This is a genomic window from Nocardia sp. NPDC023852, assembly GCF_040639505.1.
GTDB lineage: Bacteria > Actinomycetota > Actinomycetes > Mycobacteriales > Mycobacteriaceae > Nocardia.
This window is the reverse complement of sequence record NZ_JBFAAB010000014.1, coordinates 17,869-31,884: the sequence shown is the minus strand read 5'-3', so window position 1 is coordinate 31,884 and position 14,016 is coordinate 17,869. Positions and strand designations below refer to the sequence as shown.

Here is a 14,016-nt window from a genome sequence, read left to right as displayed (position 1 = left end):
GTGTGCCTGACCGCGGTCACATGCCCATGCCGCCATCGACCGGCAGGCCGACTCCGGTGATGAAGCGGGCGGCGTCCGAAGCCAGGAACACCACCGCATCGGCCATGTCCGAAACCTCGCCCAGCCGCCCCTGGGGAGTCAGTCCCACTACCGCGCCGACCGCTTCCTCCGGACTGCCGAACAGTCCGATGTCCGCCACGTCCTGGGCAAGCCGACTGCCCATCACGGTGGGGACGAGCCCGGGATGAATACAATTCACGCGGACGCCGTAGCCCAGCTTGCCCGATTCCATGGCCGCGACCCTCGTGAGCCGATCGACACCCGACTTCGTCGCCGAGTACACGGCAATGCCTGGAAACGCGATGGTCGCGGCGACCGATGCGATATTGACGATCGCCCCACCCTGACCCGCCGGACCGCCCGGGCGCATCGCACGGAAGGCATGTTTGATGCCCAATGCGGTGCCGAGCACGTTCACCTCGAGCATGCGGCGAATCTCGCGGGGATCGAGATCGACGAAAAGACTGGTGATCTCGATTCCCGCGTTGTTCACTACGATATCCAGCCCGCCGAGCGTATCGACGACGTGGGCTGTGGCCTGCTCCCATGCGGCATCGTCGGTCACGTCCAGCGGAACGAACTCGGCGGTGGCACCGGAACCGCGGAGCGACTCGACGGTGTCCTTCCCGAGGTCTTCCTGGACATCACCGATGGCAACGGCCGCACCGGCACGCGCCAGCGCCTCGGCCATCCCGGCCCCGAGCCCGCGCGCCCCACCGGTAACCAACGCCTTGCGTCCGGCCAGGTCATACCCACTCATCCGACATCTCCTCCTCGGGGTGAACGTCCACTTCGACTGCCGCCACCCTCACCCGGTGCCGCGCTTGGACCGGCCGAAGAGTGCGACGTGGATCACAGCCTATAGAGATTTTGACAGTCGTCAAGATTTTTCTTGACGACTGTCAAAACATCGCGGCGCGACTGCGCCGACCTCGCGATAAACTGCAAGCGTGCCCGCAGACAGCGGGCGAGAAGACGGGAAGAAGTCCACGGTGACCGAGATCGTCGAGACGAGCCGCGAGCGGATATCACGCCGCCGGGTCGACAAGTTCGGCGAGCGCCGGGCCCAGCTGGCCGCCACGGCGTTGCACACCCTCGCCGAACTCGGCTATGCCCGCACCAGCCTGCGGGAGATCGCACAGAACTCCGAGTTCTCCCACGGCGTGCTGCACTACTACTTCAGCGACAAGAATGACCTCATCACCCACGCTGTCCGCCAATACGAGGTCCTCTGCGTGACGCGTTACGACGAAGTCGTCGACGCCGCACAGACTTCCGAAGAACTGCGCGACGGCTTCGCCGCAGCCATGGCCGCCACCCTCGATACCGACGCCCACCTCCACCGGCTCTGGTACGACCTGCGCAACCAGAGCCTGTTCGAGCAGTCCTTCCGCGACGACGTGCTCGAGATCGACCAGCGCCGTGAAGACATGATCTGGCGCGTCGTCAGTCGCTACACCGAACTCGCCGACACCACTCCCGCCGTATCCCCTGGCATCGCCTACGCAGTCTTCGACGGCATGTTCCAGCAAGCGCTGCTCCGCAAACTCGGCGGCGAACCCAACGCCGCAACAGATCTCCACGCCAACGTGGAACAACTACTGGACCGGCTCACCATCTGCGACTGACGTGCCGCCCGACCAACGTCTTATCACCACCATCGCCCTGTCGGGCCTCGCGGCAGTCGACGCGCACGCGCACACCCTGCGGCCGCCGAAGCCGGAATGAACGATACCCAGCTGACAGAGGTTGACGGGCAAACCACCTCGCTGAGTCGGAAAGGGTTCCCGTCAGGGCGTTCCTCCCGGATGTTCTTGCAGATGCATGAACACCATCCCTAGACTGGAGCGGGTCCAGTAGAGAGAAATCGCGGAGAGTCCGAGGAGGCAAGCGGGATGCTGTTGTCGCCCCCGAACAGACGGCAGGCAGCCGACGGAACCGAACGGCGCGGTCACCGCCTCGGGCTCGAAGATGTCGCAGTCGAATTCGGCATCGATGCGATACGTGAGCGAATCGCCGAGCTCCGTCTCGCTGGCCTGGATCATGTCGCCTCGGTCATCGAGCGTGAAATGCAGACCGTGCTGGCTCGCCTGAACCCGGGTTCGTTGCCCGGCGATCCGCAACTGGATCCGGCGAAGATATAGCGCGTTCCCATGAGTCGAACCCGAGCACGCCGATGATCGCACATGGCCCGATCTTCCAGCTGTGCCGGGCGGTTCGGGATATCGCCGCAGCTCAGCGAGTGTTCACCGAGCGGTACGGTGTCTCGAGCTGGTTCACCGTTCCGGATGTCCACTTCGGTCCGGAGGAGTGCGAATTACGCGGGGCACCAGGCCAATTACACGATCAGTGTCGCGCTCGGCTACGCGGGCGGCCAGCAGCTGGAGCGTATCTCGACGGCGGCCCGATCGGCTCGCACGTCGAACTGATGCGGCTATCCGAGGAGATGAGGACGATTTTCGACCACCTGATCCCGGAAGGTTTCACCAATCCATGGCAGTAGACGCCGAACTCCGGCAGCCGGTGCACAGGATCCCGCCTCGGCGAGGGCTCGTTTCGCGGGCACCGCGCCGGGCCCGAACGGCGCGCTCGACGCACCAGGAATGCGACTGACATGCGTTTCACTTATGCCGAGACCATGACCGTCCCGTCGTACTACCTGCCACTGGCCAAGGCCGCCGAAGAGGCGGGATACACCTCGATGTCGGTGGCGGACAGCGTGGCTTATCCGAAGGAATCGGACGCGAAATACCCCTACACTCCCGACGGGAACCGAGAGTTTCTGGAAGACAAGCCGTTTATCGAGGCGTTCGTCCTGAGCGCGGCGATGGCGGCGGTGACGACCACGTTGCGCTTCACGCCGTTCGTGGTGAAATTGCCGATCCGCCCCCCGGTGCTGGTGGCCAAGCAGGCCGCCTCGGTCGCCGCGCTCAGCGGCAACCGGTTCGGGCTCGGCGTCGGAATCAGTCCGTGGCCGGACGATTTCGAGATCATGGGCGTGCCGTTCGACAAGCGCGGTGCACGCATGGACGAGTGCGTCGACATCGTGCGCGGTCTGTCGGCGGGCGGCTACTTCGAATTCCACGGCGCGTTCTACGACATTCCGCCGATCAAGATCAGCCCGGTGCCCACCGAACCGCTGCCGATCCTGATCGGCGGGCACAGCAAGCCTGCGCTGCGCCGCGCAGCGCAGCGCGGCGACGGATGGATGCACGCGGGCGGCGACGGCGCCGAACTCGACCGGCTGCTGGTCGAACTCGACGCCCTGCGGGCCGAGTACGGAACACGCAAGGACTTCGAGGTGCATGTCATCTCGCTGGACGGATTCACCGTCGACGGGATCAAACGTCTGGAGGACAAGGGCGTCACCGACGTGATCGTCGGGTTCCGGCTGCCCTACACCACCGAGCAGGACACCGAGCCGCTGGACACGAAGATCGCCAACCTCTGCCGATTCGCGGAGAAGGTCATCGCGCGGGTCAACGGCTGAGCACTGAGACAGCGTCGGCAACGGTTCGTCGGGGATGAGCGGAGATCGACCACCTCGAAACTGCTCCGTCTAGGCAGGATAAGCACGTCGACACGGATGGCCGACCGCACTCGCGCACGTGGATACCCGAACACCTGGGCGCATCCGACCGACTCGGCGCTATTCGGCGAGGGCCGCCGTGGCCGCCGCGAGAGTCTGGATGCGGTAGTCCGCACCGAACAACACGACGTGCACCAACAAGGGATGCAACTGGTGCAGCGGAATGCGCGCTCGCCACCTCTCCGCAAGCGGATACGTCTCGTGATATGCGGCGAGGATGCGATCCAGGTGCGGCGCGCCGAAGAGCGCGAGCATCGCGAGGTCGGTCTCCCGATGGCCACCGTGGGCCGCGGGGTCGACGAGCAGCACGCGCTCGACGGTCCACAGCAGGTTGCCCGACCACAGGTCACCGTGGATGCGCGCCGGGGGTTCCGCCGGACCGGCCAGAGCATCGATGCGGTCGATGACGCGCTCCAGCAGGCGGACTCCGGCCTCGCCCAGGTGCGCGGCCGCGCGGGGCAGATACGGTGCGAGGCGATGCTCGGCGTACCACTGCGACCATGGTCCGGCCGTCGGGGTATTGGACAGTGGCAGCGTCGCGATCCAGCCCGGCCACGGTGCACCGAACCGTCCAGGCGTCTTCGCGTGCAGTGCGGCGAGTTCGCGCCCGAATCGCTCAGCGGCTGCGGGCGTCGGCCCGGCTTCTGCCAGCCAGGGCAGCACCAGCATCCGATCGTCGGCGGCAAGCACCTGCGGCAGGAGCATCGTTCCGCGCTCCGCGGTCGTGTTCGGACGGGCACTGCCGGAATCGGCAACGCTCGGATCGCCGTCGTGGATCGAAGTCGAACCAAGCACCGGCTCGTCCGGGCCAGACCGGCGTTCAGCGCCAGGGTCGGCATCGGCAAGCCAGACAAGCCCAGCGGCCTCTGCTGCGAAAACCGACGTCGACGCCGCCGAGGCTTTGACGAAAACGGTTCTGCCGTCCAGCAATTCGGCCCGGTGGAGCGTCCATGCGTGGCGCGAGCCGAGGTCGGTGACGCGGCGGACCGGGCCGAGGCGGGAGGCGAGACGCTCGGAGAGCTTCATCGGGCGTTCGCGGTCAGACGCTTCATGGTGTCCTCGTCGGCGGGGAAGAACGACTCGATGGCCAGTTCGGCGACCGTGACGTTCATCGGAGTGCCGAACACCGTCGTGACGCTGAGGAACGAGAGCTCCGCCCCATCGTGCTCGATCCGCAGCGGGACGACCGCCTGATCGGGTTCAGGCAGGGATAGCTCGACCTCGCCACCGGGATAGCAGCGCAGCTCGTCGAGTAGATCGGCCAGTTCCGCGGAACCGGTGATCTGGGCCTGCCGCGCCAGACGGGCGAAAATGTGGCCGCGCCATTCGGCGAGGTTGGTGATGCGGCCGGCCATCCCGTCGGGATGCAGGCTCAGGCGCAGGGCGTTCACCGGCGGGGTCGCCAGCGCCGGGTCGATGCCCGTGAGCAGCAGTCCCACGCCGCCGTTCGCGTCGATCATCGTCCAGTTCCGATCGATGGCCAGCGCCGGGAAGGGCTCATGCCCGGCCAGGACCTGGCGCATGGCGCCACGGACCGCGTCCATGGCGGCCGTGTCCAGAGCGGGTTCCGCGTAGGCGGGGGCGTAGCCCGCGGCGAGCAGCACGCGGTTGCGTTCGCGCAACGGGATCTCCAGGTGCTCGGACAGGTGCACGATCATGGTTCGACTCGGCGTGGCGCGTCCGGTCTCGATGAAGCTCAGATGCCGTGCCGAGGTGTCGGAGCGCCCGGCCAACTCCAGCTGGCTCAGCCTGCGCTCCAGACGCCAATGTCGCAGTAGGTCACCGACCGTAGGGCTACTCACTCCGTCGATCCTACGAACGACAAGCGGCCTCGACCATTACCTCTCGGGTAATGGAGCTGCGCGGCGATGATCACCTGGAACGATGCGCGCTGGAATCGAGAGAGCAAACAACCTGGGAGACCCTGTACGCGATTCCGCCTTCGACAGGTACCCCGACCCGACGCAGACAATGTCGTTGAGCCACGCGTACTGCTTCGCGCCTGTCTCGAAGAGCGGGCACCAAGGCGTCGTCGTGGGTCCGCAATGTCAGTCGGACATCGAGTATCAGCGTTCCGTCGGGACGCAACAGTGCCCAGTCGCCGCCACCCGCCAACACTGCGCCGCGCAGGATCGGTTCTTGGAACGACCCTCCGCCGAACCGAACAGAACCCGCCGACCGAACGAACCATGGCCGATGTTCAGCTGCGGATTCAGGTCGACGACCCTATCGAACAGGTACTCCGTCTTCGCCGCAGAAAAAGTCCGCGCCCTTGGAGAGCCGGGGCTTCCGCTCGATTGGCGCTCCGGATACTGGGTAGCTCCCCGGCATGGAACTGTTGGTGATAATCGGACTCGCGGTGCTGGTCGGCGCGGTGATTCTGTATCGCAAAAGGTTCGGCAAGCGACCGGATTCACCCGAAATACCTGGAAACGACGGCGAATAGGTGGCGCACATGTCCGCGATGGATCCCGATCCCGGGAAAACTCCTGACCTGGAACCCGGCGGCGGAGTGCCGCCAGGCTCGACACCGCCGGACACACCGCAGACCTCGGGTTTGTCCGCGCCGGAGCCAAGCACCAGACATCACTTCCCCATCACCGGCATCGCGGCGCTGATTCTCACCGCTGTGCTGGTTCTGGTCTTTCTCGTGGCCGCGGTCGCCATCGCGGTGTCGATACTGTGACCCGATCCGACCTTGAATCAGCACGCCGATCCGCGATCTGGCCTAGTCCGCGACCGGCGTAGGCAGGAGCCGAGGCAGGAACGCCGCGCCGGCGGTGGCCGCCGCCGCGGAGGTCATCGCCGTTGTCCACCCCGCCGGCCCCAAAGGCCTGCATCCGAAGTACGTGCCCAGCCCCGGTGTCATCACCACGGCGGCGAGCACGGCTCCACTGGCCGCGGTCGTGATCCACACCAGCGGGCTGCGGTATCCGGAGAGCAATGTCTGTCCGAGCTGGGTGCCGATGAGGGCGACCAAGCCGATGGTGGCGGCCCGGCGGCGAGTGCCGGTGTAGTGGCCGATGGTCCAGGCGACCGAAGCGCCGACGGTCGTCGCGACTCCCCGCACGGCAAGGCCGCGTACCAGGTCAGCGCCCAGGTGCGCCGGGGGAATCTCGGCGAGCTGTTCGGCCAGCCGCTGCGCCTGTGCCGGCGGATTGTCCGCGTCACCCGGATCGACCGAGTCTCGGTCCCGAGACAGCGCGAGTGCAAGGGCGGGGAACATATCGGTCAGCAAGTTCACCAGCAGGAACTGGCGGGTTCGCAGCGGTGCCTGTCCGCTCAGGGCGGTGCCGTAGAGCGTGAACGCTACCTCGCCCGCGTTGCCGCCGACCAGGACACCGACGGCGTCGGTGACCCGCTGCCACATGCCGCGACCCTCCAGCAGCGCATGCAATAGAGCCAGCGGGTCGGGGCGGGTGAGTACCAAGTCGGCGGCATTGCGTGCGGCGGCTGAACCCTGGGCGGCGACACCGATTCCGACGTCGGCGGTGCGGATCGCGGCGGCGTCGTTGCTGCCGTCGCCCGTCATGCCGACCACGTGGCCCGCGTGTCGAAGCGCCGCCACGATCCGTACCTTCTGTTCGGGGCCGACCCGGGCGAAGACGGTGCCGCGTTCGATCAGCTCCGCCTGCGCGGTGTCGTCCAGACCATCCAGATCGGCGCCGGTGATCACCTCGCCCGCCGCGATGCCGAGTTGCCTGGCGACCGCCGCGGCTGTCACCGGGTGGTCGCCGGTAATCATGCGGACGCTGATGTCGTTGCGTTGCAAGGCGGCGACGAGGGGAAGGGTCTGCGGGCGGGGCGTGTCGGCAAGTCCGAGGAAGCCGAGCAGCGTGAGGTTGCCGACCATCCCCTCCACGTCATCGGGTTCGCTGCGCAGGTCGCGGCGCGCCACCACCAGCACGCGCAGACCCTGCTCGGCGAGATCACGAACCGCCCGCTCGGCGCGATCGCGTGTCCGGTCGTCGAGCGGTGCGCTGTCCGTGCCGCGCAGCCGCACCCGGGTGCAGCGCCGCAGGACCACCTCGGGTGCGCCCTTCACGATCAGTCGCAGCTTGCGCGTGGTGTGGCCGAGGACGGCGGCGTACCCGCGGTTGGACTCGAAGGGGATCTCCTCGATCGGATCCCAGCGGCGGGCGTCGTCGTCGAGGACATCGTCGGCGGCGTCCAGCACCGCGCGGTCGGTGGCGTGCACGACCGGGCCTTCGGCGGGATCGGGACAGGCACGGGCCGCCGCGCGCAGCAGTCGACGGGCGTCGTCGGTGTCGGCGTCCGGGGACCACCGCCCCTCCAGGTCGGCGACCGTGGTCAGACGCAGCCGCCCTTCGGTGAGCGTGCCGGTCTTGTCGAAGCAGAGGGTGTCGACCCGGCCCAGCGCCTCGACGGTCCGGCTGGCGCGGACCAGCACGCCGTGCCGGGAAAGTCGGCGCGCCGCCGCTAGCTGAGCCACCGTGGCCACCAGCGGTAAACCCTCTGGCACCGCCGCGACCGCTACCGCTACCCCGTCCGCGATCGCGGTTCGCAGCACCCTGCCCCGAAGCACTCCCAACGCGGTGACGATGCCGCCGCCGGTCAATGTCATCGGCAACGCGCGGTCGGTCAGTCGCCGCAATTGCGCTTGCACACCGCCCTTTTCGGGTGGAATGGCGCCTGCGGTGGCACGCCCGGCCTGGGTTTCGGCGCCGACGGCCACGACAACCGCGCAGCCGGTGCCGTTGACCACGGTGCTGCCTTCGAAGACCATGCAGGCGCGTTCACCCAGCACCGCGCCGGGCGTGGCGGCGAGCTGTTTCTCGACGGTGACCGATTCACCGGTCAGGCCGGATTCGTCCATCTCCAAGTCGTCCGCGCGGAGCAGACGCGCATCGGCGGGAACCACATCCCCTGGACGCACCACCAGGACGTCCCCGATGGTGAGCAGGTCCGCGGGCACGATGCGTTCGTGGGGATCGTCCTCGTGCGTCGCGGCGCGATCGATCAGGCGGCCGGTGAGTTGCTCTCCCTCGAACAGCCGGTGCAGCGCGCCCTCCGCGCGCTGGCGCTGCCGAGCGGAGACCACCGCGTTCACCGCGAGCACCGAAGACAGCAGCACCGCATCCGACGGCGCGCCGAGGATCGCGGTGGCGACCGCGCCGACCCCGAGGATAGGGGTGAGCGGATCGGCCAGTTCACGGCGCAGATGACCGAGGAACGACGCTGCGGACGTAAACGCGGTGAAACCCGGGAAAGGGGCCGATGGTGCGGGCTCGGCACGGTCGTCCGGCGGGCTCGGCTCGGGCAATCGGCTCAGCACTTCGTGGGGTTCGAGCGCATGCCAGGGCAGCAGCGGCGCTAGCGTGGCTTGCGGGCCGCTGCGCGCCGCCCGCCATCCGCTGTACGCGCCGGTCAGCAGGCCGGTGTAGTGCGCGGCGGTCACGGGCGAGGTCCGGCCGCGGCGCGAGGGCGCGACGGCCAGCAGCAGACCGCCGAGAGCGGCCGCCGACAGGGCCAACGAGCGGCCGCGCTCGCTCACCTGCCGGGCCGGAACAATGGTGGCCAGAACTCGATGCACCTGGCTCAAGTCACGGCAGACCGCGTCGGCCGTCCACGGCACTTGCGGCGCACCATTTTCCCGGCGCGCGAGCCCGATCGCCACATCGGCCGACGCGAGCGCCTTGTGCGCACGGGGGCTCAGTACGGCGACCACGTGACCGTCGCGCTGCAAGTCGTGCACCCGCTTGCTCAGTGAGCGACCCGGGGCGACGAATTCGTCTGTCACCGAACGCAACTCGGCTGCGTCCGCACTCGCGACCAGGATCACGCGCAGGCCTGCGCCGCGTGCTTCGCCGAGTACCGCGTGCGCTCGCCGGTCGAGTTCTCGTCCGATCATGACCCGCCCGACCGGTCTGCCGTTCGCGTGCAGGTCCCGCCACACGGGGCGCACCGTCCCACCTCGGTCGGGTTTTCCGGTACCGGCGTGCACCAGTCGCAGTGTGCGACCGCTGCGCGAGGAGCGGCGACCGGCAGTGTCGGCCGGCGACGGCCTCGAGTCACCGCCGGTGGTGTCGTCGGCGGCCGGGGCCCGCAGCAGGCGCTGGCCCGCACTCCAGACGTCGGCGACCGACCACTCCTCGTCGGTCGCTTCGGCGTCGAGCACGACCCTGCGCGAGGTAAGCAGCGACTCCCCATCTACTACCAGCGCCGACACCCGATCCAGCCGCCGCCAGATCACCGGGTGCAGCGTGAGCACGCCCGCCCGAGCCAACCGGACCGACACCGCTGCGCTGTAGGCCTCCCGGCTCGCCCGCGCCGCCTTCGGCGCACCCAATTCCAGCACGTCCGCCGCGTCGGCGAGGCCGCGTCCGCCGAGTACGGTGGTCACCGCGCCGACCAGCGAGCCCGCGGCCGCCTCGTCCGCTACTCGTTCGACCGGTCCCCGCGGCATCTCCACCACGCGGGAGTGTGCGGGCAGTGGCTCGGAGACCTCTGCGGGGCGACTGCCCATGTCGGCCTCCCAGAGCCGCCATTGCGCGTACCTGGCCAACGCCTCCGCCAGCATCATGCTTCGCTGCACGGTGTCGACGATCAGATTGGCTGTCCCTTCGGCGGCGCTGTTGCCGAGAGCGTTGCCGACGGCGTTGGCCGTGCTGAGCAACAGATCGGTCCGGGCACGGCCGAGCCGCTCCTCCAGCAGACCACGCACACGCGGCTGGGTATCGGTGAACGCCGCCGCCGCGCGCAACGCCCTCGCCGGGCGGCGCAACGGCAGCACCGCCCCCGCGACGCACAGCCCGATCGCGCACACATCGCCCGCGACCTGGATCCCTGCCGCCACCAGCGGCTCTCGATCGGCGGGGTATTCGGCGGCGCGGCTCCAGTCCAGGTCCGTGACCGCGGCGTCGGCCTCCACCGACTCGATCGCCGCCAACAGGTCGGGCAGGTCCGCGGAGCCGTGCGCGAGCGCGGCGACCACACGCCCGGTCACCGCGTTCACCCGCCACCAGCGCACGGCGCCTCGTCGATTCAACTGCTTCCGCAGCGCCCGCCCGACGGCCCGGCTCTTGCCTGAGTCCAGGCCGCGCACCTCCACCGTCGCGCGATCCTCGTGCACCTCCACCCGGCGGCGGGACCGGCGTGTATGCGGATCGACCAGCGCCGCGACCTCTTCCCGCAGATCGACCTCGCGCCCCAGGTCCAGCAGTGACGCGCTCGCCCGCGCGCCTGCTTCGACAGCGTACAGCGGCGCCTGCGCGGCCTTGGCGGTCAGCGCGAGGCCGAGCAGCGCGCCGGTGCGTACCGCCCCCGTCGCCACGGCTGTCGGCTCCTCCAACCACCATGACGAGACAACTCCGCGTAGTGAAAAGCCCATACTTGGCAGCTACCCCGGGGCGCATTCCACAAACAGCCGTCGAAAGATACGGTCCAGAACCCGATTCCAGGTCGGTTTCTCGGCGGAGACGACAGATCAGCTCGAGGCACTGGGTTCGAGCACGATCTTCACCGCCCCATCCGACTTGTGCTGGAAGTTCGCGTAGGCCTCCGGCGCCGCGGACAGCGGAAGGCGGTGGGTGGCAAAAGTTTCCACACCGAGCGGGTCTCCGTCCCCGAGCAACGGCAGGATGTCATCGACCCACCGTTTGACATTCGCCTGGCCCATCCGCAATTGAACCTGCTTGTCGAACAACACCCGCATCGGGATCGGGTCGGCCATCCCGCCGTAGACGCCGACCACCGAGATCGTGCCGCCACGACGAACGATGTCGATCGCGGAGTTCAATGCCGCGAGACGGTCGATCCCCGCGGTGTCCATCACTTTCTGTGCCACCGGATCCGGCAGGAACGCGGCCGACCGCTGTGCGATCGAGGCGATCGGCGATCCGTGAGCCTCCATGCCGACCGCATCGATCACCGCGTCGGTGCCGCGACCGTCGGTCCACTCCCGGATGATGTCGCCGACCGGCTGGCCGACCGCGCTGAAGTCGATCACCTCGATGCCGCGGTCCGCAACCCGCGCGAGCCGTTCCGGCACCCGATCGACGCCGATCACGCGGAATCCTCGGTGCGCGGCAACGCGGCAGGCCATATCCCCGATCGGGCCGAGACCGAGGACCGCTACCGAGCCGCCCGGCGGCACCGAGGCGTATTCCACCGCCTGCCACGCCGTCGGCAACACGTCGGACAGGTAGAGGAACCGTGCGTCATCGGGTCCCTGGGGCACCTTGATGTGTGTGGCATCGGCGTGGGGTACCCGCAAGTATTCGGCCTGCCCGCCCGGCACATGCCCATAGAGCTTGGAATACCCGAACAACGCTGCACCGCTTCCGTATTCGCGCACCTGCGTGGTCTCGCACTGGGTCGGCAGACCGGTGCGGCACATGAAGCAGTCACCGCAGCTGATCTGGAACGGCACCACCACCCGGTCACCGCGCTCCAGGCCGGTGACGGCCGATCCGGTCTCGACCACGTAGCCCATCGGCTCATGACCTAGCACATCGCCACTGCTCATGTAGGCCCCGAGTATTTCGTACAGGTGTAGATCCGATCCGCAGATCCCGGAGGAGGTGACCTCGATAATCGCGTCGGTCGGCTCCTCTATCCGGGGATCCGGCACCGACTCCACCGCGACCTTGCGTCGTCCCTGCCATGTCACAGCCTTCATGCGTGTGCTCCTCGGTCGAGGGATTGAGTACGTTCCCGACCTACCCGGGCGCCCGCGCTCGAAACGAGCCGCTCGGGTCTGCCGGAGGGGCCCACCGGGTTGGCACGGAGGTCGATCCGCCTTTCCACCAACCCCTTTTCCGAAACCGCGGCTGCCGGCACATGCGGCTGCCGGCACATGCGGCGGCTGTCGTGAGGGCCGCACTCGTGGCTGAGGAGCGGGAGTGTGCCGCCGCCGATTCTGGGTAAGGCGATAGTCGTGGATCACACAAGAGCTCCGCTAGTGGAAGCGCTGGCCGACTATCACCGCCTCGGCAGGTACGGGTTCACACCGCCAGGGCACCGGCAAGGACGAGGTACCGACGAGCGCGTTCTCGAGGTGATCGGGCGGGACGCGTTCGAGTCCGATGTCCTGCTCACAGCAGGCCTGGACGACCGCCTGTCGCGGAGCGGATACCTCGCTCGGGCCGAAGCGCTCATGGCCGACGCGGTGCGCGCCGAAACCGCGTTCTTCTCCACCTGCGGAAGTTCGCTGTCGGTCAAGGCGGCCATGATGGCGGTCGCGGGTGGACAGGACGGCGGCCTGCTCGTCGCGCGCGACAGCCACAAGTCGATCGTGGCAGGGCTGATCTTCTCGGGCGTTCTGCCACGCTGGATCACCCCGAGATGGGATGCCGCCCAACATTTCTCGCATCCGCCCTCCCCGCAGGATGTACGCCAGGCATGGGAGCGGCATCCGGACGCGGCGGGCGCGTTGATTGTGAGCCCGAGTCCGTACGGCACCTGCGCGGATATCGCCGGTGTCGCCGAGGTCTGCCACGAACGCGGCAAACCACTGATCGTCGACGAAGCCTGGGGGGCCCATCTGCCGTTTCACGAGGACCTGCCAACCTGGGCAATGGACGCGGGCGCCGATGTCTGCGTAGTCAGCGTGCACAAGATGGGCGCGGGCTTCGAACAGGGCTCGGTCTTTCATCTGCAAGGCGACCTGGTCGATCCGGCCAGGCTCAGCGAATGCGCCGACCTGCTGATGACGACCAGCCCGAACGTGCTGGTCTACGCGGCGCTGGACGGCTGGCGCAGGCAGATGGTCCAGCGCGGACACGAGCTGCTCGAGTCGGCGTTGCGCGTCGCCGAGGAAGCCAGGCGGCGGTTGGCCGAGATTCCCGGCATCGCGGTGCTGGAGAAGGAACTGCTCGGCGCCGAGGCCTCCCATGATCTGGACCGCATGCAAGTGTTGATGGATGTGTCCGGCACCGGGGCCAGCGGCTACCAGGCGGCGGACTGGCTACGCGAGCACCGCCGTCTCGACATGGGCCTCACCGATCACCGCCGGTTGCTCGCCACACTGTCCATGGCCGACGACAAGAGCACCATCGACACCCTGATCGACGCGATCGAGGCCTGGCGCGGACAACTGCACGATCCCGCGCCGCCACGCATTGCGCTGCCCTCGCCATCCGACCTGGAATTGGAGACCGCGATGCTGCCTCGCGACGCGTTCTTCGGGCCCGTCGAAGCGGTGCCCGCCGAGGAGGCCGCAGGCCGGATCGCCGCCGAGCAGCTCACGCCGTATCCCCCGGGCATCCCTGTGGCCGTGCCGGGCGAGGTGCTGGACGCGGCCGTCGTCGACTACCTGCGCACCGGTCTGGACGCGGGTATGAACGTGCCCGACGCCGCGGACTCGCGACTGCGCACGATTCGTGTCGTGGCCGGCACCTGATCCG

The 14,016-nt window shown here is 68.2% G+C and carries 12 protein-coding genes; 5 read left to right on the top strand and 7 right to left on the bottom strand.

What is annotated here, in order from left to right; translation table 11 throughout:
* Positions 1-16: 16 nt before the first annotated feature.
* A complete protein-coding gene (locus tag AB0H00_RS19490) occupies positions 17-820 on the bottom strand; it encodes an SDR family NAD(P)-dependent oxidoreductase (protein ID WP_357267966.1) in 804 nt (267 codons plus the stop codon).
* Between the two features lie 232 nt (positions 821-1,052).
* Here AB0H00_RS19490 and AB0H00_RS19485 point away from each other — a divergent pair, with 232 nt between their 5' ends.
* Positions 1,053-1,688, top strand: coding sequence for a TetR/AcrR family transcriptional regulator (locus AB0H00_RS19485; RefSeq protein ID WP_357268147.1), 636 nt, complete (start codon positions 1,053-1,055; stop codon positions 1,686-1,688).
* A 162-nt stretch (positions 1,689-1,850) separates the two neighbouring features.
* On the opposite strand, the gene AB0H00_RS19480 is transcribed toward AB0H00_RS19485, so the two are convergent.
* Positions 1,851-2,183 carry a hypothetical protein gene (locus AB0H00_RS19480; RefSeq protein WP_357267965.1) on the bottom strand — a complete coding sequence of 111 codons (333 nt, stop codon included), beginning with the start codon at positions 2,181-2,183 and terminating at the stop codon, positions 1,851-1,853.
* A gap of 165 nt (positions 2,184-2,348) precedes the next feature.
* Between AB0H00_RS19480 and AB0H00_RS19475 the strand changes: the two genes are divergently transcribed.
* Positions 2,349-2,489 carry a hypothetical protein gene (locus tag AB0H00_RS19475; RefSeq protein WP_357267963.1) on the top strand — a complete coding sequence of 47 codons (141 nt, stop codon included), beginning with the start codon at positions 2,349-2,351 and terminating at the stop codon, positions 2,487-2,489.
* Between the two features lie 185 nt (positions 2,490-2,674).
* Positions 2,675-3,550, top strand: coding sequence for a TIGR03619 family F420-dependent LLM class oxidoreductase (locus AB0H00_RS19470; protein WP_357267961.1), 876 nt, complete (start codon positions 2,675-2,677; stop codon positions 3,548-3,550).
* A gap of 159 nt (positions 3,551-3,709) precedes the next feature.
* Here the strand turns inward: AB0H00_RS19470 and AB0H00_RS19465 are convergent, their stop codons facing one another.
* The 3 genes from AB0H00_RS19465 to AB0H00_RS19455 form a co-directional block, all read right to left on the bottom strand.
* Positions 3,710-4,675: a fructosamine kinase family protein gene (locus tag AB0H00_RS19465; protein ID WP_357267959.1), complete on the bottom strand. Its 966-nt coding sequence runs from the start codon at positions 4,673-4,675 to the stop codon at positions 3,710-3,712.
* Positions 4,672-5,451: a helix-turn-helix transcriptional regulator gene (locus AB0H00_RS19460; protein ID WP_357267957.1), complete on the bottom strand. Its 780-nt coding sequence runs from the start codon at positions 5,449-5,451 to the stop codon at positions 4,672-4,674. The genes AB0H00_RS19465 and AB0H00_RS19460 overlap by 4 nt, the downstream gene beginning before the upstream one ends.
* A gap of 70 nt (positions 5,452-5,521) precedes the next feature.
* Positions 5,522-5,767: a DUF3237 family protein gene (locus AB0H00_RS19455; protein ID WP_357267955.1), complete on the bottom strand. Its 246-nt coding sequence runs from the start codon at positions 5,765-5,767 to the stop codon at positions 5,522-5,524.
* Positions 5,768-6,104: 337 nt separating this feature from the next.
* Here AB0H00_RS19455 and AB0H00_RS19450 point away from each other — a divergent pair, with 337 nt between their 5' ends.
* Positions 6,105-6,335, top strand: coding sequence for a DUF6480 family protein (locus AB0H00_RS19450; RefSeq protein ID WP_357267953.1), 231 nt, complete (start codon positions 6,105-6,107; stop codon positions 6,333-6,335).
* A gap of 42 nt (positions 6,336-6,377) precedes the next feature.
* On the opposite strand, the gene AB0H00_RS19445 is transcribed toward AB0H00_RS19450, so the two are convergent.
* Both AB0H00_RS19445 and AB0H00_RS19440 read right to left on the bottom strand, forming a co-directional pair.
* Positions 6,378-10,943: a cation-translocating P-type ATPase gene (locus tag AB0H00_RS19445; RefSeq protein WP_357267951.1), complete on the bottom strand. Its 4,566-nt coding sequence runs from the start codon at positions 10,941-10,943 to the stop codon at positions 6,378-6,380.
* Positions 10,944-11,096: 153 nt separating this feature from the next.
* Entirely contained in the window at positions 11,097-12,290 is a 1,194-nt protein-coding gene (locus tag AB0H00_RS19440; protein ID WP_357267949.1) for a zinc-dependent alcohol dehydrogenase, read from the bottom strand.
* A 258-nt stretch (positions 12,291-12,548) separates the two neighbouring features.
* Between AB0H00_RS19440 and AB0H00_RS19435 the strand changes: the two genes are divergently transcribed.
* Complete coding sequence (locus AB0H00_RS19435; RefSeq protein ID WP_357267947.1) at positions 12,549-14,012, top strand: ornithine decarboxylase; 1,464 nt, start codon at positions 12,549-12,551, stop codon at positions 14,010-14,012.
* Positions 14,013-14,016: the final 4 nt, after the last annotated feature.